This is a genomic window from Mariprofundus sp. NF (assembly GCF_013387455.1).
Lineage (GTDB): Bacteria > Pseudomonadota > Zetaproteobacteria > Mariprofundales > Mariprofundaceae > Mariprofundus.
In genome coordinates, this window is the sequence record NZ_VWNC01000006.1 from 39211 (window position 1) to 63338 (window position 24128).

At 51.2% G+C, this 24128-nt stretch carries 27 protein-coding genes and 2 tRNA genes; 3 read left to right on the forward strand and 26 right to left on the reverse strand.

Going from position 1 to position 24128, the window contains the following annotated elements; genetic code table 11:
* Window positions 1–3 precede the first annotated feature (3 nt).
* From F3F96_RS09245 to F3F96_RS09265, 5 genes are all read right to left on the reverse strand, one after another.
* Complete coding sequence (locus F3F96_RS09245) at window positions 4–618, reverse strand: YlxR family protein (protein ID WP_176962980.1); 615 nt, start codon at window positions 616–618, stop codon at window positions 4–6.
* Window positions 611–2086: a transcription termination factor NusA gene (nusA, locus tag F3F96_RS09250; protein ID WP_176962981.1), complete on the reverse strand. Its 1476-nt coding sequence runs from the start codon at window positions 2084–2086 to the stop codon at window positions 611–613. The genes F3F96_RS09245 and nusA overlap by 8 nt, the downstream gene beginning before the upstream one ends.
* Window positions 2087–2117: 31 nt before the next feature.
* Window positions 2118–2585: a ribosome maturation factor RimP gene (gene rimP, locus F3F96_RS09255; RefSeq protein ID WP_370465534.1), complete on the reverse strand. Its 468-nt coding sequence runs from the start codon at window positions 2583–2585 to the stop codon at window positions 2118–2120.
* Window positions 2586–2749: 164 nt separating this feature from the next.
* Window positions 2750–3292 (reverse strand): manganese efflux pump MntP family protein, encoded by a 543-nt coding sequence (locus tag F3F96_RS09260; protein ID WP_176962983.1) that lies wholly within the window; start codon window positions 3290–3292, stop codon window positions 2750–2752.
* A gap of 229 nt (window positions 3293–3521) precedes the next feature.
* A complete protein-coding gene (locus F3F96_RS09265; RefSeq protein ID WP_176962984.1) occupies window positions 3522–3794 on the reverse strand; it encodes a helix-hairpin-helix domain-containing protein in 273 nt (90 codons plus the stop codon).
* 166 nt (window positions 3795–3960) lie between these two features.
* Between F3F96_RS09265 and F3F96_RS09270 the strand changes: the two genes are divergently transcribed.
* Window positions 3961–4158, forward strand: a complete 198-nt coding sequence (locus F3F96_RS09270) for a hypothetical protein (RefSeq protein WP_176962985.1) — start codon at window positions 3961–3963, stop codon at window positions 4156–4158.
* Window positions 4159–4185: 27 nt separating this feature from the next.
* Here F3F96_RS09270 and lpxK read toward each other — a convergent pair whose 3' ends face one another.
* Window positions 4186–5184 carry a tetraacyldisaccharide 4'-kinase gene (lpxK, locus tag F3F96_RS09275; RefSeq protein WP_176962986.1) on the reverse strand — a complete coding sequence of 333 codons (999 nt, stop codon included), beginning with the start codon at window positions 5182–5184 and terminating at the stop codon, window positions 4186–4188.
* A 302-nt stretch (window positions 5185–5486) separates the two neighbouring features.
* On the opposite strand from lpxK, the gene F3F96_RS09280 reads away from it, so the two are divergent.
* Window positions 5487–6251: an ImmA/IrrE family metallo-endopeptidase gene (locus F3F96_RS09280; RefSeq protein ID WP_176962987.1), complete on the forward strand. Its 765-nt coding sequence runs from the start codon at window positions 5487–5489 to the stop codon at window positions 6249–6251.
* A gap of 41 nt (window positions 6252–6292) precedes the next feature.
* Here the strand turns inward: F3F96_RS09280 and F3F96_RS09285 are convergent, their stop codons facing one another.
* A complete protein-coding gene (locus tag F3F96_RS09285; RefSeq protein ID WP_176962988.1) occupies window positions 6293–6478 on the reverse strand; it encodes a hypothetical protein in 186 nt (61 codons plus the stop codon).
* 310 nt (window positions 6479–6788) lie between these two features.
* Between F3F96_RS09285 and F3F96_RS09290 the strand changes: the two genes are divergently transcribed.
* Window positions 6789–7205, forward strand: a complete 417-nt coding sequence (locus tag F3F96_RS09290) for a hypothetical protein (protein ID WP_241697761.1) — start codon at window positions 6789–6791, stop codon at window positions 7203–7205.
* A 243-nt stretch (window positions 7206–7448) separates the two neighbouring features.
* Here F3F96_RS09290 and serS read toward each other — a convergent pair whose 3' ends face one another.
* The 19 genes from serS to ybgF all read right to left on the reverse strand — a co-directional run bounded on the left by serS (window position 7449) and on the right by ybgF (window position 24106).
* Window positions 7449–8729: a serine--tRNA ligase gene (gene serS / locus F3F96_RS09295; RefSeq protein ID WP_176962989.1), complete on the reverse strand. Its 1281-nt coding sequence runs from the start codon at window positions 8727–8729 to the stop codon at window positions 7449–7451.
* A complete protein-coding gene (gene gyrA / locus F3F96_RS09300; protein ID WP_176962990.1) occupies window positions 8726–11323 on the reverse strand; it encodes a DNA gyrase subunit A in 2598 nt (865 codons plus the stop codon). The genes serS and gyrA overlap by 4 nt, the downstream gene beginning before the upstream one ends.
* Window positions 11324–11419: 96 nt before the next feature.
* Window positions 11420–11496 (reverse strand) — tRNA-Arg (locus F3F96_RS09305).
* Window positions 11497–11562: 66 nt separating this feature from the next.
* On the reverse strand, window positions 11563–12090 hold the full coding sequence (locus tag F3F96_RS09310) for an adenine phosphoribosyltransferase (RefSeq protein WP_206675311.1): 528 nt from the start codon (window positions 12088–12090) through the stop codon (window positions 11563–11565).
* The gene (locus F3F96_RS09315; protein ID WP_176962991.1) at window positions 12090–12935 is read right to left on the reverse strand and encodes an RNA polymerase sigma factor RpoD/SigA; all 846 of its coding nucleotides are present in this window, start codon (window positions 12933–12935) and stop codon (window positions 12090–12092) included. The genes F3F96_RS09310 and F3F96_RS09315 overlap by 1 nt, the downstream gene beginning before the upstream one ends.
* 74 nt (window positions 12936–13009) lie before the next feature.
* Window positions 13010–13771: a peptidoglycan DD-metalloendopeptidase family protein gene (locus F3F96_RS09320; protein ID WP_176962992.1), complete on the reverse strand. Its 762-nt coding sequence runs from the start codon at window positions 13769–13771 to the stop codon at window positions 13010–13012.
* Window positions 13762–14361 (reverse strand): YqaA family protein, encoded by a 600-nt coding sequence (locus F3F96_RS09325; protein WP_370465529.1) that lies wholly within the window; start codon window positions 14359–14361, stop codon window positions 13762–13764. Before F3F96_RS09325 ends, F3F96_RS09320 begins: the two co-directional genes overlap by 10 nt.
* Window positions 14358–14975: a protein-L-isoaspartate(D-aspartate) O-methyltransferase gene (locus tag F3F96_RS09330; RefSeq protein ID WP_241697762.1), complete on the reverse strand. Its 618-nt coding sequence runs from the start codon at window positions 14973–14975 to the stop codon at window positions 14358–14360. The genes F3F96_RS09325 and F3F96_RS09330 overlap by 4 nt, the downstream gene beginning before the upstream one ends.
* Window positions 14976–15072: 97 nt before the next feature.
* Window positions 15073–15149, reverse strand: a tRNA-Pro gene (locus tag F3F96_RS09335).
* Between the two features lie 447 nt (window positions 15150–15596).
* Window positions 15597–15968, reverse strand: coding sequence for a MerR family transcriptional regulator (locus tag F3F96_RS09340; RefSeq protein ID WP_176962994.1), 372 nt, complete (start codon window positions 15966–15968; stop codon window positions 15597–15599).
* Complete coding sequence (locus tag F3F96_RS09345) at window positions 15965–16252, reverse strand: integration host factor subunit alpha (RefSeq protein WP_176962995.1); 288 nt, start codon at window positions 16250–16252, stop codon at window positions 15965–15967. The genes F3F96_RS09340 and F3F96_RS09345 overlap by 4 nt, the downstream gene beginning before the upstream one ends.
* Window positions 16253–16394: 142 nt before the next feature.
* Window positions 16395–17078 (reverse strand): ABC transporter ATP-binding protein, encoded by a 684-nt coding sequence (locus tag F3F96_RS09350; protein ID WP_176962996.1) that lies wholly within the window; start codon window positions 17076–17078, stop codon window positions 16395–16397.
* Window positions 17071–18321: a lipoprotein-releasing ABC transporter permease subunit gene (locus F3F96_RS09355; RefSeq protein WP_241697763.1), complete on the reverse strand. Its 1251-nt coding sequence runs from the start codon at window positions 18319–18321 to the stop codon at window positions 17071–17073. Before F3F96_RS09355 ends, F3F96_RS09350 begins: the two co-directional genes overlap by 8 nt.
* A gap of 63 nt (window positions 18322–18384) precedes the next feature.
* Window positions 18385–19725 (reverse strand): SLC13 family permease, encoded by a 1341-nt coding sequence (locus F3F96_RS09360; RefSeq protein ID WP_176962997.1) that lies wholly within the window; start codon window positions 19723–19725, stop codon window positions 18385–18387.
* 114 nt (window positions 19726–19839) lie between these two features.
* Window positions 19840–21366: a lysine--tRNA ligase gene (gene lysS, locus F3F96_RS09365; RefSeq protein WP_176962998.1), complete on the reverse strand. Its 1527-nt coding sequence runs from the start codon at window positions 21364–21366 to the stop codon at window positions 19840–19842.
* Window positions 21367–21374: 8 nt separating this feature from the next.
* Entirely contained in the window at window positions 21375–21803 is a 429-nt protein-coding gene (ndk, locus tag F3F96_RS09370; protein ID WP_176962999.1) for a nucleoside-diphosphate kinase, read from the reverse strand.
* A gap of 142 nt (window positions 21804–21945) precedes the next feature.
* On the reverse strand, window positions 21946–22626 hold the full coding sequence (gene queC / locus F3F96_RS09375; protein ID WP_176963000.1) for a 7-cyano-7-deazaguanine synthase QueC: 681 nt from the start codon (window positions 22624–22626) through the stop codon (window positions 21946–21948).
* A gap of 8 nt (window positions 22627–22634) precedes the next feature.
* Window positions 22635–23222, reverse strand: coding sequence for a radical SAM protein (locus F3F96_RS09380; RefSeq protein ID WP_176963001.1), 588 nt, complete (start codon window positions 23220–23222; stop codon window positions 22635–22637).
* Window positions 23223–23293: 71 nt separating this feature from the next.
* On the reverse strand, window positions 23294–24106 hold the full coding sequence (gene ybgF / locus F3F96_RS09385) for a tol-pal system protein YbgF (protein WP_176963002.1): 813 nt from the start codon (window positions 24104–24106) through the stop codon (window positions 23294–23296).
* Between the last annotated feature and the right edge of the window lie 22 nt (window positions 24107–24128).

Genomic DNA, 24128 nt, shown 5'->3' on the forward strand with positions numbered 1-24128 from the left:
TACTTACCCTATTGCCTTTAGTTGTCCGTACCAGACACAAAACTGGTGCAGCTTCCTGACGTTCGTCGCCATCATGCCGGAAGTTCCCAGTGCTGCAACTGCGACATCTTCCCGTCCAAGCATCTCGCCAAGCCACTGCTTGGAACCCACACTTAACAGACGCGATCGATGTCCTGCCTGCTCTCGTTTCTCTACAGCCGATTCAATCTGCCGAACCACTGCATCACCTGCATCCGAAGCTACGAGCAGTAGCATTGGCGCATTATTCCACAGACGATGCATCACTGCATCCCTGCCAATCTCTGTTTTAACCCGCAGACGTGTAAACATCTGCAACAGCTGCTTATGAAGGATCACATGCAAACGCTCCTTCAACAGCGTCCATTGTGGAAAATCCACTTTGAACTTCGCCCGCAATGGCTGCAGACGCCTGTCACTCATGCCTGATAGACACTCGGCCTCCATACAGAGGTAGAGCCCCCTTCCCGGCAATTTATGCAACAGATCCGGCCATATCTGACCTTCGTCATCAACGATCAATCTGAGCATATCCTGCTTAGGCAGGCTGCTTCGACAGGCGACACAACGCCTCTCTGAGCCAGCATCCGACTTAGTCAAACCAGCCGGAAGCCTCACGGGCAGCGATAATCAGAGCATCAGCCTGTTCACGGCTAAGCCCTTCAATATCTTCAATCTCATCACCAGCCGCATCAGCCAGAGCTTGCACACTTACCATCTCACGTGCTGCCAACTGCTCGGCAACTTCACGCGTCATGCCAGGCAGATCCAGCAGTGAGACAGCTGTCTCACCCTCTTCTGCATTGACCTGTAGCGCCTGATCCAGCAGCACATTACGTGCACGCTTCTGCAGCTCCTGAGCCACCTCAGCATCAAGACCACCGATGCCTGAGATATCTTCAATCGCGCAGTAGGCCAGATCTTCAAGACTGAAGAAACCTTCATCTACCAGTACGGCAGCGAAATCCTCATCAACATCGAGCCCTTCCTGGAATACAACCTTGGCACTGGCGATCTCTTCAGAGCGACGCTCTTTCTCTTCGCCCGCACTCATCAGCTCAATACCCCAGCCGGTCAGCTCGGATGCCAGACGCACGTTCTGACCACGACGGCCAATGGCGATCGCCAGGTTCTCTTCGCTCACAGCTACTTCAATGGTGTTGGTCGCTTCATCAACCAGTACACGTTCGATCTCTGCCGGAGCCAGTGCATTGACAACAAACACAGCCGGATCTTCAGTCCACTCGATAATATCGATCTTCTCGCCGTGCAGCTCATTAACAACAGCCTGCACACGGGCACCACGCATACCTACGCAGGCACCGACAGGGTCAACAGCCGCATCGGTAGAGATCACAGCAATCTTACTGCGTGAGCCGGGATCGCGAGCGATCGCCTGAATAGCGACTACACCATCTTCAATCTCAGGCACTTCCTGTTCAAATAGACGTAAGACCATGCCTGCATCAGAACGGGAGATGAATACCAATGGTCCTTTGGTCTGGTTACGTACTTCGCGCAGATAGGCACGAACACGGTCGCCCTGACGGAAAGTTTCACGCGGCAGCAGATCTTCACGGTACATCACAGCTTCGCCGCGACCCAGATCAACATAGACATTGCCACGCTCAACGCGCTTCACGATACCGGTAATCAACTCACCCACACGTGGCTCATACTCAGCGATCACACGATCACGCTCAGCCTCACGAATCTTCTGGTTAATGACCTGTTTGGCGGTCTGGGCAGCAATACGACCCAATTCAATCGGTGGAAGTGCTTCACGGAACTCAGTGCCGATCTCAGCAGCCGGATCAATCTCCTGACCCTGCTCAAGGGTAAGATGATTCTCTTCCTCTTCAAACTCTTCTTCTATCACAACGGTGCGAACGTGGAAGAGACGAATCTCGCCTGTCATGCGATCAATCTCCGCCAGCACTTCTTTGCCCGGATAGGTTCTACGCGCAGCGGTCTTAAGCGCCTGTTCCATCGCTTCAAGTACCAGCTCGCGCTCTACTGATTTTTCACGTGCGACTGCATCCGCAACTGCTAATATTTCTACATTCATGCTCGCATCTCACTCACTCACAATTCAGTCTTTATTTTCTACTGGAAACTTCTTTCCAGTTAATTGCCCGTACCACTTTGGTAATCTCATTCAAGAAGATCACCTCGTCATGCTTATCAGATGGACGTTTGCCCTCAACCTGCAGGGTAAAGCCATCTCCCGACGCCAGTGGGCCGAGGTTTCTGCCCTCAACCGTTCTGCCATCGACAAAGTAGGCTTTCACCCAATTACCGTTATAACGTTCAAAGTCAGCCATTGTCTCAAAGGCGTAATCCAGCCCCGGAGATGTTACTTCAAGGCGGTAGGCACCCGGGATCAGATCCTCAGCATCAAGCTGCAGTGCAAGTCCCCTGCTAACCCGTGCCAGTATATCGGAGTCCACACCACCGGTCTGGTCCACCATCACACGCAGCAACTGGTTACGGCCACTACCCAAGCTTATCTTGATAATATCAAGACCTAGCTCTTCGGTAATCGGCTCCAGCAACGCACGAATCACTTCTTCCAACGTTATACCACCTCTGGGACTGCTAACAGAAATTCTGATTGCAGACCCATTAAAACAAAAAAAGCGGGCCGCGGCCCACTTTTAACGACGCGAAGCATAGCCCCGTTCTTAGAGATTGCAATGTTATTATATAGCGTGTGGAGAGTAACAACAGATTAAAACAGTAGAATTTTCAGCCCGATCAGAATCAACACAACACCACCAAACAGCTCCGCCCTGCTCTCCAGCCATGTACCACTGCGATAACCGATAAATACGCCCAGCCAGCTGAACAGAAATGTGGTCACGGCAATGATCAGACAGGCGGAGAGTGCATTGACCTCCAGCAGTGTTAACGAAAAACCTGCAGCCATGGCATCGATACTGGTAGCGATGGCCAGCATCAGCATCACCCGGTTACTGGTTGAGGTGATCTCCTCCTCCACCCCTTCACAGAACGATTCATAGATCATCTTGCCGCCAATCAGCAGCAACAGGCCAAAAGCGATCCATGCGGCATAACCTTCAACCCAGCCCAACACACCCTTGCCACCGAGATAACCGATCAGTGGCATCAAGCCCTGAAACAGACCGAACCAGATACCCGCCTTAAGCGCCAGGGCTGCAAGCTTCTGCTTCTCCTCTTTCGAACCTAAACCGATAGAGACAGCAAATGCATCCATAGCGAGTGCAACAGCCAGAAACAGAACTTCAATCAAGGGGACTCTCCCGAAAATAAGATGGTCGCATTCTGCCTATGGAAGCGGATTTGAATAGACTAATAACAACCAGAGCAGCCGGTTCATCTATAGATTAAACTTTAACCATTTATTTTATCATGCTGTTTTATAAATGTTTTTTACACTAAATGTAATCAACCAAAAAAAGGTGTGGCACTCATGATAAGTGCCACACCATAGCGCAGAAACATCTGTGGTTGATGATTCCCTACTTGCTACTTACCTCAATCGCATCCCTGATTGCATCGAGTCTCTTTTCACCAACACCTTTCACGTTGGTTAACTCATCGACAGATTTAAACGATCCATGTTCACTTCGGTACGCCTCAATGGCTGCTGCTGTACTAGGGCCAATCCCCGGTAACGCCTGCAGCTGCTCTATTGTTGCTGTATTCAAATTGATGCGATCGCCAGCAGTAACTGGCCCTGCAATCATGAACAAAGCAACAAACAGAGACAGTAGTAGATGTTTTATTTTCATATCTATCCTCCTGTGTCGTATCTGTTGCCGGACTATCCTGTTCCAGACAATGAGTTACTATTATAGCAAACTATATCCGGATTGTAATAGTGGTTTATAACCTGCTTAGAGAAAAAGAGTGTAAGCCTTTGGTAAGCAAATCCGGTAAGACTAAAGAGGTTGCGAAGTGAATCCTGAAAACCTGAGTACTGAAGCACTGCACATATTCAACAACTTACCTTCTGAACTACAGCAGGAGGTTTTACAGCTGTGCGAACTGCACTCGGAAAATGAAGCGATCTATCTCACCGCCCTGCGCAACATGGATGAGCGCGAGAAGCGCAAATTCCTATTCCGCTTAAGCAGGATAAAACATGGACTTTAAAGTTAATTGATTAAGAAGATTAGATAGTTATAAGCTCTTTTGTGATCCACACAGTTTATCCACAATGGCCTCTACAAGACCGCTCTGGGCTTCAATTTGCTGCTCCAGAACCCACAGAGGCTTGTCATCCGGCCAATACGGTTTGAGCTTCACCGCATCTTTGGCTGTGGTCACGATCGAAGCATGGTTTTGTAACAGTCTCTGAATATCCTGCGTTGAATAAGCGTGGTGATCATCAAAACTCAGATGTTCGCCCACCTCATAACCCAGTGCTTTGAGATCCCTTAAGACCCGCCAGGACCTGGCAACACCCGTGACCAGACAAACCGGCCTGGAAGCTTCCAGCAGGAAATCGCCTTCGCTGTTCCAATCCCGAAGCAGGCCTGCTTTGGCCGACCAACTCCACTCTTTCTGCGTTGATAAAGGCCTGCAATCGGACGGACCACTGCGCACAATAAGATCGGCCCGATCCAGCGCGGAGAGAGGCTCTCTTAATGGACCGGCAGGAAGCAGGCCTCCGTTGCCTACCCCCTCGGATGGCACCAGCACAATGTCGCAAACACGTTCCAGCTGCCGATACTGAAAGCCATCATCGAGAATAAGGATATCCCCATAATCTGCGGCCAGCGATGCGCCGCTCACACGGTCACGACCTGCAATCACCGGGCAACCACTTAAACGGTAGAGCAGCAGCGCTTCATCACCCACCTCATGGGCTTTGGAGTATTCAGAGATCAGGTGCGGCGTTTGATTGTTTGCCCCATCCCCTCGTGATAACAGCACAGGATTGAAGCCCTGTTTTTTCAGCTCATTAGCCAGCCACACCACAAAAGGTGTTTTACCACTGCCACCGACAGTGATATTTCCAACTGAAATCATAGGAATGGCAGGTTTAACAGCCTGTTTCAGCCGCTGCCTCTGAACCATGTTCGACACCAGGGCATAAATCACAGAGATACCAGAGAGCACCGCATTAGGCTTTCGCCTGCTGTTCCACCACATATACTCAATACGCTGATGCAGCATTCACTCTCACCTCTATGAACCTGATGCCGAACCTAATCCTCACTCCTCCTTTCATCTACCTCCTCTTCGCAGCAAACCAAACAAATTATTTTGCTTTTACCTGCCATTCAGGCAGTCCTGACCTATGCTATCTTATGAGACTGCAACAGCAGTGAAGAGAGATTCACTATTGCAGAAATGCGAATGCTAACTCATAGTGTCGTACTGGATTAACAAACCTCCATAACTACTTGATAGGTTTCGTTAATTTGACCTGGTTTCGGCAACGGTTTTGCACTGCCAGGAGGGTGTGGAGGGAGTAGATGGGAAATTTTCAAATGGTCATTCAGGATGACTCCGCTGAATTAACTGATGCACTGCTCACAACCCGGCGCTATTCCGATAGCCAGATTGAGGCGCAGGCGACTCAACTTCTCAGAGAGCTGTGGCAAAACAGAGAACAGATTTGGGGTTGGAGTCCAACTGACGCAACCATCGTTATTGATCCGGCCAAAGGGTTGGAACTGCTGGGTTATGACTTCTTTCTCGAAGAGGAGCTGGCCACCTACGATTCTGATCAGGGCCATGTTCAGGTTGCAGGTGTTATCAACAGAGACACCAAAAGAGTTCACCTCTCCAAGCGCTTTCCGATGAGTGTGCTCTCCTTCACCGCTGCCCATGAGTTGGGTCATGCTGTCTTACATGAGATTAGTGGATCACTACATCGCGACAGGCCTCTGAACGGGGAGTCGATAGCAAGAGATCCCATAGAGCGGGAAGCTGACAAGTTCGCCACCTTCTTTCTTATGCCAGCCAAATTGGTCAAAGCACGTTTTATTGAACTCTTTGGCACTGAAAGCTTCGTATTAACTGAAGATAGCGCTTTTGCACTGACCTGCGACTCGTTAAGCAAGCTGAAGAAAAAACATAAAACACGCCGTGATATCTCCCGACTGCTTGCCGGCACCAAAAGTTATGGCGGACGCAATGTCTATTCACTGGCAGATCAGTTCCGTGTCTCTGTTGAAGCCATCGCCATTCGCCTTGAGGAGTTATCCCTGATTCAGGACCCTGCAGCGCGCTCCTGACGGGTCTCTCCCCTCTCTGCAAAATCCACTGAGATAACCGTTCAGCTCTCCGGAACCTCTTTTACAACAACATGTTTGGCGCCACAAACGGAGCAGTGAAAGCGATGCGCTTCTTTGGCAAGCGCTTCAACAGATTCAAACGGCGTTCGCGGCAGTATCTTCGCCACGTCCTGCTGGAAATCACACGCTTTGCAGTATAAGAAATAGGTTGGTTGATTATCTGGCATCTTCTGACTCCACAGTGACGATGTACTTTTCATCTGGGGCATAAGTTCCAAGCCATGTGCCCGTTTTGATCATCTCATTCGACGTCTGAATCGTAATAAACTCAGGTTCATCGGTGCTTTCATATCTGATTTCCATAGGCCGATTACTATAACGATTTTGACAAATTTTCTAAGCAAAAATCTTGAATCCACCTCAATTGGTACACAAATCTGCACGAGCAAGCAGTGGCGTTCCCGCTGCGCGTATATACAACTAACTATATTGATGCTGATATAGAGTCATTTTCTGTTTGGTGCGTGTTGTGATCTGATGCTGGAGCTTCGAGGCCTGACCAGCCTCCCAAGCCCTGCTAAGGTTGCAGACTCACAGGAGTTGGAATTGGAAGAGAGACCGATTAAACATATTTGTGACGCTATTGAAGTGGCGCATGCGAAGATTCAGAAGGATTTCGATCATATCAATCCCGTTGTCGGGTTGATTAACCGGATGCGCGAACACGGCATTCCGGCTGATCTGATGACCATAGATTGTCTGAAGAGTGGCAAGCGCATTCTGGTTATGGTGCATGACAGCCAGCCGGAGATCGCCAACTACCAGTTCTGCCGCCGTGATGAAGACCCCAGTGATGAATTTGTGAGCATTGCAATCAAAAGCCTGACCGCCCAAACGCTCTATGAGTGGATGAGGGAGACCTTTTCAACAGCAGATTCAGAGGAAAGCATCTAAAGGGTAGCGTCCCCTCTTAATTCAATCGGGTGGCCTTTTTTGGTTATGTGTCAAGTATAAGTCAAGTTATGTGTCAGCCTTGCACAGCATCACTCTGACATGTGTTGATTCCCGTACTAAAAACCAACAAAACTAAAGATACAAGGCCTATCTTTGTACCATTCGACCCGCATAAAAAGAAAAAGCACCCTGAAATTCAGAGTGCTTTATTACTTCAACGACCAGTCATAAAGGATGGTTTTATCAGGCCTCTATAGACTTCATGCCACCCATGTAGGGTTGCAAAACAGAAGGCACTTTTACAGAACCATCTTCCTGCCAGTAGTTCTCAAGGATCGCTACGAGCGTGCGGCCGATGGCCAGACCTGAGCCGTTCAGGGTTGCTACCGGTTGTGGCTTGCCACCCTCTTCGCGGTAGCGGATACCTGCCCTTCTGCCCTGAAACTGGCCGAAGGATGAGCATGAACTAATCTCGCGATAGCAGTTTTGCGACGGCAACCACACTTCCAGATCGAAGGTTAACTGCGAGCTGAAACCGACATCGGCGGTGCAGAGTTTTACGGTACGATATGGCAACTCCAGCGCTTCCAGTACTGCCTGGGCATGACCAACGAGCTCATCGAGATCAGATAACGCACGTTCAGGGGTGGTGATATGCACCAACTCCACCTTATCGAATTGATGCTGGCGGATAATACCGCGCTCATCCCTACCTGCAGAACCGGCTTCACGGCGGAAGCATGGGGTATAAGCACAATGCCGCTTAGGTAGTTCTGAAATATCGAGGATTTTATCCTGATAGAGATTGGTTACCGGCACTTCTGCGGTTGGAATCAGGTATTGATCCTCCCCTTCCAACTTATAGAGATCATCGGCAAATTTGGGCAGCTGACCTGTACCGGTCATGGTTTTGGAGTTGGCAATGGCTGGAACCCACACCTCCTCGTACCCATGTCTGTCGGCATGCAGATCGAGCATAAACTGCATCAGAGCGCGTTCCATACGTGCTGCGGCACCTTTAATGACAGTAAAACGACTTCCGGCCAGTGTGGCGCCAGCCTCAAAATCGAGAATGCCGAGATCCGTACCGATATCCCAATGGGGTGGAACCTTATCAGTGCGTGGTGTGCCCCAACGGCTTATCTCGACATTATCATCTTCGCTCTCACCATTTGGAACCGACTCATGCAGCGGATTGGGAATCTCAAGCAGTGCTGCGGCAAATTCAGCTTCCGCCTCTTTACTCAGCGCATCAAGCTCTTTCACACGTCGGGAGACCTCCCCCATCGCGGCGATCTCAGCCGAGGCATCTTCGCCTTTGCCTTTCTTCATGCCGATCGCTTTGGAGGCGCGATTACGCTCCGCCTGCTGTGTCTCTGATTCGGTTTTCAGCTCACGCTGCTTCACATCAAGTGCAGCCACACGCGCCCATGCCGAACCCTCTGCTACAACATCACCACCACGACGGGCAATGGCTGCCTGCAGGGCCTCAAAATCGCGACGAATCGCCTGTCTGTCTATCATTCTTCAGTTGCTCCAGTCTCTTCGGCTCCACTCTCATCAGTTCCAGCAGCGCTCTCTTCAGTGCCTTCTACGCTTCCCTCTACAGTTCCATCTTCGAGGGCATCTTCGAGGGCATCTTCGAGGGCATCTTCAGCTCCTTCTAACAGGGCCTCTTCAGACTCGTCATCACCGCGATCAACCACAGGTGCCGCACCAATAACGCGCTCTTTCTTATCACAACCGATCAGGGTTACACCCTGCGTGTTACGGCCAATCACAGAGACGCCATCCATCTTGATTCGAACCAGACGACCGGAATCGGTCATCATCATCACCTGATCTTCATCGGTCACCAGCAGTGCAGCGATCATATTACCGTTGCGACCACCTGTTTTCAGTGTGAAGACACCCTGTCCACCACGTTTCTGCACGTTGTACTCGGAGATCGAGGTACGTTTACCATAACCATTCTCAGAAACCGCCAGCAGTGAGGCGCTATCGTTCACCAGCGTCATCGAGATCAGATGTTCACCTGTTGGCATACGCATACCGGTTACACCGCGTGTAGAGCGTCCCATCGGCCTGGCATCCGATTCGGAGAAGCGGATCGCTTTACCGTTACTGGCGCAGAGCATCACATCCTGCTCACCATTGGATACAGTCACACCGATCAGACCATCATCATCATCGATCTTAATGGCGATAATACCGTTGGTACGGATATTCTGATATTCGGAGAGGCGGGTTTTTTTGATCACACCATTTCTGGTGGCCATAATAATGTACTGGTCACCCTCAAAGTCACGAATCGCCAACGTAGCTGAGATCTTCTCACCCTTCTCCACCGGCAGCAGATTAATCAGCGCTTTACCACGTGTGGCACGTCCGGCCTGTGGCACTTCATACACCTTCTTGCGGAACACACGGCCACGATCAGAGAAGAAGAGCAGATAGTCATGGGTAGATGCCACCATCAACTGCGCTACAAAATCCTCATCTTTGGTGGTCATGGCTGTTTTGCCTTTACCACCACGGCGCTGAGCACGGTAGAGGGAGGTGGCATTTCGCTTGATATAACCCTCATTGGAGATGGTCACGACCATATCCTCTTCAGTGATCAGATCCTCAACCGAGAGCTCGGCAGTCTCATCCATAATGATCGAGCGGCGCACATCGGCATATTTATCACGTACCATCTCCAGCTCTTCAACGATCACAGCCATCAGCAGCTTCTCATCTGCCAGAATCGCTTTAAGGTGGTCAATCAGCTTCTGCAGCTCATCAAACTCAGCCTGAATCTTGTCGCGTTCAAGGCCGGTGAGACGATGCAGACGCATATCGAGAATCGCCTGTGACTGTTTATCCGACAGACCGAAACGGGCCATCAGCCCCTCTTTGGCTTCAGCCGGCGTCTGGCTGGCACGGATCAGCTTGATCACCTCATCGATATTATCCAGAGCAATCAGCAACCCTTCCAGGATATGGGCACGTGCTTCAGCTTTGGCCAGATCAAACAGGCAGCGACGTGTCACCACCTGACGACGATGATCGAGGAAGTGCAGCAGCAGTTCGCGCACGCCGCAGAGTTTCGGCTGACCATCGACAAGCGCGAGCAGGTTACAGCTGAAGTTGCACTGCAGTTGCGTATGTTTGTAGAGGTTATTAAGTACAACCTCAGGAATCTCGTTGCGTTTAAGCTCAATACAGATGCGCATGCCGTCACGATCGGACTCATCACGCAGATCGGAGATCCCCTCCAGCTTCTTATCACGTACCAGATGGGCGATATTTTCGATCAGATTGGCTTTATTCACCTGATACGGCAGCTCGGCAATGATCAGTGCCTGACGTTTGGTTTTGGCGTTCTCTTCCACCATCGCTTTGGCACGCATGGTGACTGAACCACGGCCGGAGATGAATGCATCACGAATGCCCTTACGCCCATAGATGAAACCGCCGGTCGGGAAATCGGGACCGGGCATAATCTGCATCAGCTCATCATCATCAACATCGGGATTGGCAACCAGTTCGATACAGGCATTGATCGCTTCACCGAGATTATGCGGTGGAATATTGGTAGCCATACCCACAGCAATACCCTGTGAACCATTGACCAGCAGGTTGGGATACTTGGCTGGCATCACCTTCGGCTCTTTCAGCGACTCATCATAGTTGGGGGCAAAATCAACGGTGTTTTTATCGATATCAGCCAGCAGCTCAGCTGCCAGCTTACTCATACGCGCTTCTGTGTATCGCATTGCCGCCGGTGAATCACCATCGACAGAACCGAAGTTACCCTGACCATCAATCAGCAGATGACGCATGCTCCATGGCTGCGCCATACGCACCATGGCATCATAAACTGCCGAGTCACCATGCGGATGGTATTTACCGATTACATCACCAACCACACGCGCCGATTTCTTATACGGCTTGTCATGGGTACAACCCAGATCCTGCATGGCAAAAAGAATACGGCGATGTACCGGTTTCAAGCCATCTCTGGCATCGGGCAGTGCACGACCTACGATCACGCTCATGGCGTAATCGAGGTAGGAGCGTTTCATCTCGTCTTCGATCAGTACGGGTATGGCAGGATTCAGTGTCTCTTCCATCTATTCAGCCTCGATATCTCTTTTTCGATTATTTTCTGTCTCTATCTTTCTATTGCGGCAAACTCTGATCTGTTGTTCAGAGAATCCTATGTTAAATGGTGCCCTCGACACGATTCGAACGTGTGGCCTGCCGCTTAGGAGGCGGCCGCTCTATCCAGCTGAGCTACGAGGGCGAAAATCGCGATGAATCATAGCGGTTTCGCAAGCGAACTGCACGGTCGAACATCACATAATCGGAGTTAATCGTAGCTGATCAGGCTATCCACTTTGACACTGTCCAGCGCACCCCTGCCATCAAGAAATCCGAGCTCAATGGCAAACAGACAGCTATCCACCTCAGCACCCAGTTTTCGCACCAGCTCAACCGTTGCCGCAGCGGTGCCACCAGTAGCCAGCAGATCATCGACGATGACCACTTTATGGCCGTGACTTAAGGCATCCCGATGAATCTCCAGCCGGTCCACACCATACTCAAGCTCATACTCTACCGAGTGAATATCGGCAGGCAGCTTACCCGGTTTACGCACCGTCACCAGTCCGAGTCCAAGCTTAAAGGCCAGTGCAGCACCAAAGATAAAACCTCTGGATTCAACACCGACAATAGCATCCACATCAGGCCCAACCCGCTCAGCCATCTGATCAATCACCTGCGCAAATGCAGCACCATTGGCCAGCATCGGTGTGATATCCTTAAATATAATGCCCGGCTTGGGAAAGTCCGGCACATCACGAATACAATCCTGCCAGCTCATGACATCTTCACCCATCAGATAATCTCCTCAAAATCGACATGTTCACTATCTACCATACGGCGCAGCTTCTGCAGTGCTGCCACCTGAATCTGGCGAATGCGCTCGCGTGTGACACCCATATGTTCACCAATCGCCTCAAGTGTCCAGGCATCATCGGGCGTGCCCAGCCCATAACGCAGGCGAACCACCTCCCGCTCCTTCGGTGTTAAGCGTTGCATCCACGCCTTTAACATCTCATTGCGACGCGTCTGCTCCATATGCTGGCTTGGCGATATGGCATCCTCATCTTCTGTAATATCGTAAAGGGTAAAATCACCCTCTTCATGCAGCATATCATCGGCACTCTCGGTGGTCAGCGAGCTGCACAACAGACTCTGCACCTTGGCCAGTGGAATCTGCAGCTTCTCCGCCACCTCCATCTCGGTGGCTTCGCGTCCCAACGTCACGCGCAACTTGTTGGCGCAATTCATCACCGCATTATACTCTTTGGCAATGTGCACCGGCAGGCGAATGGTGCGTGCCTGATTCATAATCGCCCGCTCCACCGACTGACGAATCCACCAGGTCGCATAGGTGGAGAAACGGCAGCCATAAGCGGCATCAAACTTCTCAACCGCCCGCATCAGCCCGATATTACCCTCTTCAATCAGATCCCCAAGGGCCAGACCACGATGCATATAGCGGCGGGCAATCTTCACCACCAGTCGCAGATTAGTCTGGATCATCTGTTGGCGGGCATCCTCATCGCCATCAGCAATGCGAACCGAGAGTGATACCTCCTCTTCAGGGGACAGCAGCTCATAACGGGAGATCTCCCGCATATACATTGCCATCGGCTCAAGGCTGAGCTGCTTAGCCATCGGCCTCTAACTCCTCTGAAAAGATAGGAAAATTACCTATTTGACTCCACATCATCATCACAGCTTAGACTATCTCATCGACGTGGCAAATAGGCAAGCGGGTCAACCGGTGTACTGCCCTGACGCACCTCAAAATGGAGGTGCGGGCCACTGGCTCGGCCTGTACTGCCGACCCGGGCAATCGCATCACCAGCTTTCACCCTGGCACCCTTTTTCACCAGATTACGCTGATTATGGGCATAAGCGGTAAACAGGTTGCGGCCATGCCGTACAATCACCAGTTTACCGTAACCACTCAGTCTGGAGTCGGAATAGACCACCTCACCATCAGCAGCGGCACGGACTGGTGTGCCCGCCTTGCCGGAGATATCGATGCCATCATGCATACGACTGCCGCGCCGCCCGAAGCGACTGGTCACCTTACCATTGACCGGCCAGAGCAGCTTGCCCTTACCATAACTACCGGCCTTGGCTTTATGGGTGGTTGTAGCTGGCTTACTGCTTCGCTTCACCACCTTTTTTATAACCGGCTTCTTTTTGTAACTGCGTTTGATAGCTGATGAAGGAAACTGCCGGGATCGCGGCGCGTAGCGGTCAATATAGAGCTGCTGTCCGACAAAGATTTTATAGGGCTTGCCGACATAGTTGCGTTTGGCGATGAGATGGTAATCAATGCCGAACTTTCTGCCGATGTTATAGAGGGTATCACTGGGGCGGACATAATAGACCACCGCTTTTTTATCTGCTCTGGAGACTCCGGAGCCAGTGTGGGTAGAGAAACAGCCTGCCAGCGAAAGCAGCATAAGCAGAGCGAGAACTCTGATGGCTACAGCCACAACAGGGCAAAGCCTCCGATCACTGCAACTGCAACGACCGCTGTTAACAGCTGGAAATGTTTCTCGACAAAATTACGCAGCGGCTCACCACCCCAGTGCATGATCGCCGCCTCCAGATAGAAACGGGCCGCTCGCGCCAGTATGGCGGCGATAATAAACGGTAGAAACGCAAGATTAAAAGCGCCTGCTGCAATGGTGACAATCTTAAACGGGATGGGAGAGAAACCGGCAATGACCACGAACCAGACGCCCCACTGGTTAAATTTATCCTGCACCTGATTAAAGGTATCCACCGCGTGGTAGAACTCCAGCACCGGCTGGGCAATAGCAACAAAGAGAAACATGCCGATGCCATAACCGATCACAGCACCAACCGATGAACCTGCCGTGGTAATCGCGGCATAACGGAAAGCGTGATCAGGACGACTGATCGACATCAACAGCAGCAGCACATCAGGGGGAATCGGGAATACACTGGCCTCAACCACGGCTATCACGAACAGTGCCAAACCAGCCTTGGGATGCTCTGCCCAGGCCAGTGTCCAGTCATAGAGACGCCGCAACATTGAAGGGCGTTTTTCTGTGATCACCGACTCAGCGATGACTCGACTCCTTCAAGTAGTGGAACAAAGGTACATGCATCAAAATACTCCTCGCTGTAACCATGGGCCATTTTGGTTCGTCTTACCAGTCTGTGTGCACCACCCTCACCTTCAGGCAAGAGCAGAACACCACCGGTCTTCAGCTGCGGTAACCATAACTCCGAGGCAAAGCCGCCTGCAGTGACAATAATCGCATCATAGGGCGCATAATCTTCCCAGCCCAGACGCCCATCCCCACATTTGAGCATCACATTGGCATGTCGTGCTGCCCTGAGATTCTGACGGGCCCGCTCATGCAGCGCTTGAATACGCTCAATACTGTAGACACGGCGACAGAGACGCGACAACACTGCAGTCTGATAACCACAGCCGGTTCCGATCTCCAGAACCCGCTCATGGCCCTGCAGGCCAAGCAGCTGAGTCATACGCGCTACCATGTAGGGTTGAGAGATAGTCTGACCACTGCCGATCGGCAGCGATGCATCCTGATAAGCGCGTGAGACAAGTGCCGGATCAACAAACATATGACGGGGAACTGAGCCCATCGCAGCCAATACGCGCGCATCATCAACGCCACGTGCCTGCAGCTGATCGCTAACCATGCGCTGACGCGGCCGCTCATATGCGAGGTTTGCATGTAAGGGCATCAGTGCTGTGCCCCGAACTTCATCTCCATCAATGCAATAACCCCATAAGAATTGGTCGGGACGAGAGGATTCGAACCTCCGACCACACGGCCCCCAGCCGTGTGCGCTACCAGACTGCGCTACGTCCCGTTGAATGGCGGTGAAGCATACTTAATTTGTATGATAATGTAAGAAAAAGAAGTGTTGTAAATCCCCTTGCTAGCAGGCGGCCAAGACGAAACAGCAGGAGGGCTGATTTGGACGAGCTACAGCTCGGCCCTCAGGGTCAGGGGCACGGATGACCCAAATCAATGTAGCCTGCCGCGACCGATAAATAATTAATCCAAAAGTCTGGTGGTATAGGCAGTTTTCGTTCATTTCTTTTAATTCGAGCCATCATGGCCCTCTCCCTACGGGCGAGCTAAAGCTCGTCCAAACGGCTCCTGCCTTTTTGTACAGAAAAGAAAGGGGAACGCTCTGCACAAGCAGAGTGGAATCGCCTTATAATAAAGACAAGCTAAGAGCTATGCTCTTTCTTATTCTAGATATAAATATGTTTAAGATTATTAATGAATGGTCAGAAAACCAATCCAGTGATCAGTCGAGAAGTTTGTTGATCTCCAGCAACTCCTGCTTGAGCTGACGCAGAACGGTCTGGCTATCTTTATGTTCGACAATATCTTCCAGATCACCATTGAGCAGACGCTTCTTGGCACCACGAATGGTGAAATTAAGATCATAGAGAAGATGTTTAATCTGCAGCACCGCATAGACATCACGATGACGATAGAAACGGCGGTTACCGCTCTTCTTTACAGGTTTAATATGTTTGAACTCGGTTTCCCAGTAACGCAGCACATGCGGCTCAACACCACATACATCACTTACTTCGCGGATAGAAAAAAAGAGCTTATCAGAAAGCTCTGGAACCTGGAGACCTGCTTTGGCGAGAGCCTGCTTGGCGTTCATCGCTCACCCTCATCGAGTAACTTATTCTTGAGCAAAGGACTAGCACGGAATGTCACGACTGAACGTGGCTCGATAGTAATATCTGAACCTGTTTTCGGATTACGACCACGACGGGCATGTTTCTGACGAACAATAAAGTGGCCGAAACCTGAAAGCTTAACGTTATCGCCGTGCTCCAGCGACTGGCGAATTTCAGTGAGTACAGACTCAACGATCTGGGCAGACTCTTTCTTGGTCAACCCAACCCGTTCATGCACAGTTTTTGCGATCTCGGCTTTCGTCACGTTCCCTGGTCCCTATCCCCTTATAACAACAAAACAACAGATTCATCTGTTAGAATCGACTTATGAACGTTAGCAGAAGCTCTTGATCTGTCAAAGCTTTTTATTATTCAGAGCCGGTACAGAGTGATCGCCCTAAAACAACTCAGAAGGAGACCAACTGACCATCTGTTAACAACAGTGTCCGGTCACACGCCTTGGCCAATGCCTTGCTATGGGTCACCATAATCACCGCTGCCCGCTCCTGCCTGCAGAGCTGCTGCAGAAGATCAAACACCTCCTGGGCACTGTGCTCATCCAGATTGCCTGTCGGTTCATCAGCCAGAATCAGACAAGGACTTGCCGCCAGCGCTCTGGCCACCGCCACACGCTGGGCTTCACCGCCGGAGAGCTTGGCCGGCACATGTGTTGCGCGCTCACCAATATTCAAACGCTCCAGCAGCTCCATGCCACGCAGTTCAGCTTTAGCGAGATCCATGCCCTGCACCTGCAGTGGTAGACATACATTCTCCAGCGCAGTCAGCTCAGGAATAAGATGGTGGGCCTGATAGACAAAACCGATCTTGCGATTGCGCACATTGGCCTGATCACCCTCTTTGAGATTGAGCAGTGATTGCCCCTCAAGTGAAATCTCACCTGCATCAGGTGACTCCAGCGTACCGAGAATCTGCAGCATGGTCGATTTGCCGCTGCCTGACTCCCCCACTACAGCAAGGAACTCACCTTCATGAAGGCTAAACTGCAGACCTTTAAGAATATCAAGACGACCGGCAGGTGCATCAAACCCCTTAAACAGACCTTTTACTTCAAACAGTGGTTGCTCACTCATATCTCAGTGCCTCCGCAGGCGGCACGCTTGCCGCCCTCCATGCCGGGTAGAGGGTAGCAGCAATCCCCATAATCAGACTGATTCCGACAATGATGGCAACCGAAACCGGGTCCACCTTGGATGGGATATGATCGATAAAATAGACTTCGCCGGACATAAACTGGGCTCCGGTAAGGGTCTCAATCCAAGCCAGTAGCACATCAAGCTTCCAGGCCAGCAGCAGCCCCAAAAGTGCACCAACCAGTGTACCGATGCCGCTGAGCATGGTGCCCATCAACATCACAATACGCATCACCGAAATACGTGAGGCACCAATGGTTTTAAGAATGGCGATCTCTTTGCGCCGCTCCATCACCACCATCACCAGAGAGGCCACCATATTAAATACAGCCACCATAATAATCAGCGATAGAATCACACCCATGGCCAGCCGCTCGGTTTTCAGGGCATTGAAAAAAGCGCGATTACGACGCTGCCAGTCAACAATCCATGCATTGGGTGGCAGCACAGCTTTTACCCTGCTGCTCATCTGACCGGCAATTTCACGATCATGCAGAAACAGCTCAATACCGGTCACTGCATCACCCATACGATTTAATTTTTGCACGGCAACAAGTGGTGTAAGGACCACCCCCACATCATACTCATGAAAACCTGAATCAAAGATGCCAACCAGCTCAAAACCACGCATACGCGGTGCTGCACCGGATGGACTTATACCACCGGATGGCGACATCAAACGCACCTGATCACCAAGGTCGAGCCCCAGTTTTCTGACCAGCGTTTTGCCCATCACCACCTGAAAAGGTGATCCCTCATCATCGACAAAACGACCTCGAATAATGTGCTGGGCAATATCATCACTGCGGCTTACATCTACACCCTTAAGCAGTGCCCCGTAAGCACGCGACCCGTAAGAGGCCAATACCTGCCCCTGAATATAGGGCGCAGCCCGTTTCACTTCAGGCAGCGCCTCAACAGTGGTCAGCCAGCCCCGCCAGTCGACCAGGGTGTCACCGGGCCCCTGTACATCGATATGGGAGGAGAAACCGAGCATCTTATCGCGAATTTCAGCCGCCGCGCCATTCATCACCGACAACACCACAATCAGTGTCATCACACCAATAGCGATACCGATGCCTGAACTCCAGCTGATCAGCGAAACAAAGCGCTCACTGCGTCGGGAACGCAGGTAGCGACGCGCCAGCATCCACTCATGTGGCTGGAACAAAAGCTGTTTCAAAGACAGACCCCTCTATACGAAAATCGTAGTGACACATCTCCCCCTCTGGAAAAGCGTAATCTTTCAGGACAAGTAGCGCAGATACAAGTAGATATGTGAAATAGCAATGGAGATCAGCATCAGGCCGAAGGCGTGTTTCATAAATACCAGAAAGATTATCGGGTGCCCTGCCCGCTGGGCAAAACCGGCGACGATCAGATTGGCAGATGCACCGATCAGTGAACCGTTACCACCAAGGCATGCGCCCAGTGCCAGTGCCCACCAGAGCGGTACAATGGCAGCCTCACCACCAAAGGTGGGCGCCATATTCTCAATCAACGGAATCATCGTGGCTACAAAGGGAATATTATCGATAAGCGCCGATGCAATGGCTGAAACCCATAAAATCGCCCCGGCCGTGGCCACGAAATCACCGCCAGTCAGCTCAAGCGTTTGATGCGCCATCGCTTCAATCAGGCCTGTATGCTCAACACCTGTGACGATAATAAACAGCCCGACAAAGAAGAAGATGGTGGTCCACTCCGTATCTGCCATCACCTTCTCATAGGCGTGATCCTTATCCTGCATAGGCAGGCCGAGTGTATGCAGAAAAAGCAGTACGGCTGCGCCAAACATGGCAATGGTTGCCGGCTCCAGACCTAAGCTGTGAGCAAAGGTGAACCCGATAATCACCAGCGTCAGCACACTCAGACTCTTGATCAGAAGTGGAACATCCTTGATCGCCTGATCCTCGTCAAAGCGCATCACTTTAGCCTGATTCTCCTCTGTGGCACTGAGATCACGACCAAACATAAACCAGATAGCCAGCAGGGTAACGGCAAAAATCAACGGTGTGATCGGAGCAAGGTTAACCAGAAAATCGAGAAAACTGAGATTAGCAGCAGAGCCGATCATGATGTTCGGCGGATCACCGATCAATGTAGCCGTGCCACCTATATTGGAGGCGAGAATCTGGGCAAAGAGATACGGGTATGGACGTACGCCCAGCGCATCAGTGATCAGCAGCGTCACCGGAGCTACAAGCAGCACAGTCGTTACATTATCGAGAAAGGCAGAGAAGACGGCTGTCACCACCGAGAGCATCACCAGAATGCCCCACGGCTTACCTTTCACACTCTTGGCCGCTTTGATAGCCACATACTGGAACATGCCGGTCTTCTGACTGATCGCTACAATCACCATCATGCCGGTAAGCAGCCCGATGGTATTGAAATCTACACCGGCAATAGCCTGCTGCTGGGTAATCACACCACAGAGTATCATCAGACCCGCACCGAGCAGCGCCAGCACCGCACGGTTATAGCGCTCCATCATAATCACGCCATATACAACAAGCAGAATCGAAACAGCGACCCATGTTGGATCAAGCCCTAAGATAACGGATGCGGCTGTATGCTCACTCATTATTTGTACCAGCTTTTATGCGGAAGATAGCCATAGAGAGGAAGTGTTATGAATTGTGCAGCAAGGGGCAAGAGAAATGAAAAAGGCCCGCCAGAGGCGGGCCAGACAGAGATATTATTCCGGTCTCATATGCGGGAAGAGCAGTACATCACGGATCGAGTGCTGACCTGTCAGCATCATCACCAGCCTGTCGACACCGATACCGACACCGGCAGCCGGGGGCATACCGAATTCAAGGGCGCGCAGATAATCCTCATCAATGCCGGCAGCTTCAAGATCACCGGCTGCTTTGGCCTGTGCCTGTGCCACAAAACGGCCACGCTGATCATCAGGATCATTCAACTCAGAGAAACCATTAGCAATTTCGCGTCCGGCAACAAACAGCTCAAAGCGATCGGTGACTGTCGGTTCATCATTGTTGCGACGTGCCAGCGGGGAAACATCAACAGGATAATGGGTGATAAAGGTCGGCTGATCCAGTTCAGGTTCAACAAACTCTTCAAACAGTGCCACCAGATAGTGACCCGCTTTCCAGGTGATTAACGGCTTGAAGTTGGGGATTACACGCATGCAGACAGTCGCCAGCAGTGCTTTATCATTGGCATGCCCAGACACTTCGGGAAGCTTCTCAATGACCGACTCATCAAGGCGAAGGCGCCTGAAAGGTTGGGAGAGATCAATATCAACCCCTTCCCACTCTACCAGTGTTACGCCAAGGCCATCGGCAATACCGCGAATCAGCGCCTCAGTGGTATCCATCGCATCGGCAAAATCGGCATAGGCCTGATAAAACTCAACCATGGTGAATTCCGGATTATGGGTCGCATCCAGCCCCTCATTACGGAAGTTACGATTAATCTCGAACACACGCTCAAAACCGCCCACCAGCAGCCGTTTAAGATAGAGCTCCGGAGCGATACGCAGGAACAGCTCCATATCCAGAGCATTATGATGCGTTGTAAATGGTCGGGCAGCAGCGCCACCGGGTTGCGTCTGCAACATCGGTGTCTCCACTTCGATAAAATCGCGTGTCTCTAGACCCTGACGCAGCAGCGAGACAACTTTGGAACGTGTTCTGAATGTCTCCCGTGATTCCGGCGTCACCATTAGATCCACATAACGCTGACGATATCGGGTTTCAATATCGGCAAGTCCATGCCACTTCTCAGGCAGAGGACGCAGACATTTGGAGACCATCTCGATATGCGACACACGTACCGAAAGCTCATCAGATTTGGTTCTGAACAGAACACCCTCTGCACCCACAATATCACCAAGATCCCACTTGCGGGTCGGATTATAGATATCAGGACCACCCAGCTCATCACGATTCAGGAAGAGCTGGATCTGACCGCTACCATCCTGAATTTTGACAAAGCTCGATTTCCCCATAACGCGGTGGGCCATAATACGACCGGCAATACGAACACGGTGAGAGACCTCATTAAGAAGTTCACTCTCCTGCTCTGCAAAGCGCTCAAAAATAGCAGCCACAGTGTGATCACTGCGCCATGTATTCGGATAGGCCTCGCCAGCCTCACGCATACGCGCAAGTTTTTCGCGACGAACCTGAATCTGTTCTGAGCTCTGTGCTGTGGCCTGAGGCTTCGGATCAACCTGCCCCACTACGTTATCATTCATGTTTTATATTAACCGCGGCTATGCAAATCCAGATCAGAAAAGAAGAAAGCAACTTCAATTGCAGCATTCTCTTCGGAGTCGGAACCGTGAACAGCGTTGGCATCGATAGAGTCAGCATGGTCTGCACGGATAGTGCCGGCCTCAGCCTCTTTAGGGTTGGTTGCACCCATCAACTGACGATTAAGTGTAACTGCATTCTTACCTTCCAGAACCATGGCCAGGATCGGGCCGGAGCTCATGAACGAGCAGAGGTCTGCGAAGAACGGACGCGCGGCATGAACGGCATAAAAACGGCCTGCTTCAGCTGCACTGAGATGCGTCAAATTGGTTGCGATCACAGAGAGTCCGTTCTCTTCAAAACGGCGGATAATGTCACCGATAACATTCTTGGCTACAGCGTCCGGCTTAATAATTGATAGTGTACGTTGAACTGGCATTAGAGGCCCCCTTAATAAACCCGACAGCTTCCCACTGCGGGGTGCGGCACTCTAGAGGAGGTGCAGGCAACTTCCAAGGTTAAAAAGAGAAGATTATAATATTGAATTGTGAATAGAGCGATGATCTGCTGAGGCAGATAATTCAGGAGTATGGTAACGGGTCAGCGCTGCCAAGCTCACTAAAGCCAAGCTGCCTGTAATAGCACGAGTCACAGTGCCCGCACGGCATACCATCAGGCAGTGGATCATAGCAGGAGCGCGTAAGACCATAATCAAGACCAAGTTCAAGCCCCATCGCGATAATTTCAGCTTTACCGAGCTTGATCAAAGGCGCTTCAATATCCAGTACGCCACCTTCACTGCCTGCCCGGGTACCGATATGGGCACAGCGGGCAAAGGCTTCAAGAAACTCCGGACGACAGTCGGGATAACCGGAGTAATCAACGACATTGGCACCAATCACCAGTTTGGTCGCCTCTACTGTTTCGGCAAGACCCGCAGCCAGGGAGAGGAAAATAAGATTTCGAGCCGGCACATAGGTAGTCGGCACATCTGATCCACCGGCTTCATCCTTGGGCACAGGCATATCTGAGGTTAACGATGAGTGGCCTATCATACGCATATCCACTTTAATCACACGGTGGTCTGCCACCCCGAAATAACGGGCTACATTTTCTGAGGCCTGCAGCTCAACACGGTGGCGCTGGCCATAGTCAAAGGCAACGGTATGGCACAACCAGCCCATTTTTTTAACAGCCCAGGCCAGTGCAGTACTGGAATCCAGTCCACCCGAGAGCAGAACAACAGCTTTAGTTTGATTCATATTTTACCTTAGACACCTGAGGCCTCGGCACCCCAGATCACCTTATGTAGTTGTAGTTGCAGACGCGCCGGCAACGCATCTTCCAGCATCCATGCACAGAGATCGCTGCTGGAGATCTCATTCCATGCAGCCGAGAGCAGGACTACGGCCCCCTCACCCAGCCTATGGTTGCGGATAAAATCACGCGACCACTCGTAATCACTGCGACTGCAGATGACAAACTTGATCTCATCCCCGGCCCCAAGCCGTTGCATATTATCAAGTTGATTGCGCGCCACTTCACCACTATCGGGGGTTTTCACATCAACAATGCGGTGCACTCCATCAGGCACAGCGGCTACACTGTATGCACCTGAAGTCTCCAACTGCACCTCAATGCCAAGTCCAAGCAGCCTGCTCAGTAGTTCACCGCAATTGCGCTGGGCAAGGGGCTCACCACCGGTCACCAGCACCAACGGGCGCGCCCTCTGACGCACATCTTCAATAATGGCATCAATATCCATCCAGCTACCACTATCGGTCGGAATGGCTTGTGTCGTATCACAATAGTTGCAGCGTAACGGACAACCTGCCAGCCGGATAAAGGTGCACGGCATGCCCGCCAGTGTACTTTCACCCTGGATGCTGTCGTAAATCTCATGAATGCGAAGACGCGAGGCTGAAACTGTTATTGTTGCTGCTCCACACCGCTGCTCTGCTGCAGATCAACAAGGGCCTCACGCGCCTGCTCAGCCAGTGAAGATTCAGGATGTTGTTTGATCAGGCGACTGTAATACTCGATAGCAGCGCCATTTTTCTCTTCCATCTCAGAGAGCTGGCCAAGCTTCAGCAGTGCAGATGCGTGTTTAACACTTTCAGGATAGTGATCAGCTACATATTTAAAAGCGTTATGGGCATTGTCCAACGCCTGTTGCGCCAGTCGTGCTTCACCTAACCAGTACCAGGCCTGATCTGCATATTCACCTTGCGGGTAAGCATCAAGCTGCTCATTGAAACCCTTGGATGCTTCATCAAAACGACCACTTTTCAGTGCCAGATAGGCAGAGGTATAGGCATTCTTCTCTTCTTCAGCATGTGCTGCACGATTAATAACAACAGCGCGCTTAACAGCTACGGGTGGCAGTTCAGGCGCCTTCACCGGTGTAGTCCGATGTTGTGCAACCTGAGTTTCCACGGCGGCTTCTGGCTTCTTTTTCGCAACAGGTTTGGCTACAACTTTTCTCTTACGATGCAGCTTTTCAATACGGGCAGTCAGTGCATCAATCTGAGCCTGCTGAGTACGATTAACCGTCTCCAGGTCTTTCAACTGCTTATTCAGTTTGATATGTTCGATTTGTGCTGTTGATTCAGCGATCTCCTGGGATTTTGACAACGCCTTGATCGAATCAGCAACACTATCTTTATCCTCAGCCCAGCTGGGGCCAACACTCTCTTTTGCGCAACCGGCAAAGAGAAACGAGCACAATGCAAGGACGGCCATTGGATAAACCAATGGCCGCCTC

What these genes read in the sequence shown, in the direction of transcription:
- F3F96_RS09280 (WP_176962987.1), top strand. Translation starts at nt 5,487, where the DNA reads ATGGGAAATTTTCAAATGGTCATTCAGGATGACTCCGCTGAATTAACT.
- lysS (WP_176962998.1), bottom strand. Translation starts at nt 21,366, where the DNA reads ATGAATGATAACGTAGTGGGGCAGGTTGATCCGAAGCCTCAGGCCACA.
- nusA (WP_176962981.1), bottom strand. Translation starts at nt 2,086, where the DNA reads ATGAATGTAGAAATATTAGCAGTTGCGGATGCAGTCGCACGTGAAAAA.
- ndk (WP_176962999.1), bottom strand. Translation starts at nt 21,803, where the DNA reads ATGCCAGTTCAACGTACACTATCAATTATTAAGCCGGACGCTGTAGCC.
- F3F96_RS09265 (WP_176962984.1), bottom strand. Translation starts at nt 3,794, where the DNA reads ATGAAAATAAAACATCTACTACTGTCTCTGTTTGTTGCTTTGTTCATG.
- F3F96_RS09360 (WP_176962997.1), bottom strand. Translation starts at nt 19,725, where the DNA reads ATGAGTGAGCATACAGCCGCATCCGTTATCTTAGGGCTTGATCCAACA.
- F3F96_RS09330 (WP_241697762.1), bottom strand. Translation starts at nt 14,975, where the DNA reads ATGGTTAGCGATCAGCTGCAGGCACGTGGCGTTGATGATGCGCGCGTA.
- F3F96_RS09290 (WP_241697761.1), top strand. Translation starts at nt 6,789, where the DNA reads ATGCTGGAGCTTCGAGGCCTGACCAGCCTCCCAAGCCCTGCTAAGGTT.
- F3F96_RS09315 (WP_176962991.1), bottom strand. Translation starts at nt 12,935, where the DNA reads ATGGCTAAGCAGCTCAGCCTTGAGCCGATGGCAATGTATATGCGGGAG.
- F3F96_RS09340 (WP_176962994.1), bottom strand. Translation starts at nt 15,968, where the DNA reads ATGAACGCCAAGCAGGCTCTCGCCAAAGCAGGTCTCCAGGTTCCAGAG.
- gyrA (WP_176962990.1), bottom strand. Translation starts at nt 11,323, where the DNA reads ATGGAAGAGACACTGAATCCTGCCATACCCGTACTGATCGAAGACGAG.
- F3F96_RS09285 (WP_176962988.1), bottom strand. Translation starts at nt 6,478, where the DNA reads ATGCCAGATAATCAACCAACCTATTTCTTATACTGCAAAGCGTGTGAT.
- queC (WP_176963000.1), bottom strand. Translation starts at nt 22,626, where the DNA reads ATGAATCAAACTAAAGCTGTTGTTCTGCTCTCGGGTGGACTGGATTCC.
- F3F96_RS09350 (WP_176962996.1), bottom strand. Translation starts at nt 17,078, where the DNA reads ATGAGTGAGCAACCACTGTTTGAAGTAAAAGGTCTGTTTAAGGGGTTT.
- ybgF (WP_176963002.1), bottom strand. Translation starts at nt 24,106, where the DNA reads ATGGCCGTCCTTGCATTGTGCTCGTTTCTCTTTGCCGGTTGCGCAAAA.
- lpxK (WP_176962986.1), bottom strand. Translation starts at nt 5,184, where the DNA reads ATGCTGCATCAGCGTATTGAGTATATGTGGTGGAACAGCAGGCGAAAG.
- F3F96_RS09310 (WP_206675311.1), bottom strand. Translation starts at nt 12,090, where the DNA reads ATGGGTGAAGATGTCATGAGCTGGCAGGATTGTATTCGTGATGTGCCG.
- F3F96_RS09380 (WP_176963001.1), bottom strand. Translation starts at nt 23,222, where the DNA reads ATGCCGTGCACCTTTATCCGGCTGGCAGGTTGTCCGTTACGCTGCAAC.
- serS (WP_176962989.1), bottom strand. Translation starts at nt 8,729, where the DNA reads ATGATAGACAGACAGGCGATTCGTCGCGATTTTGAGGCCCTGCAGGCA.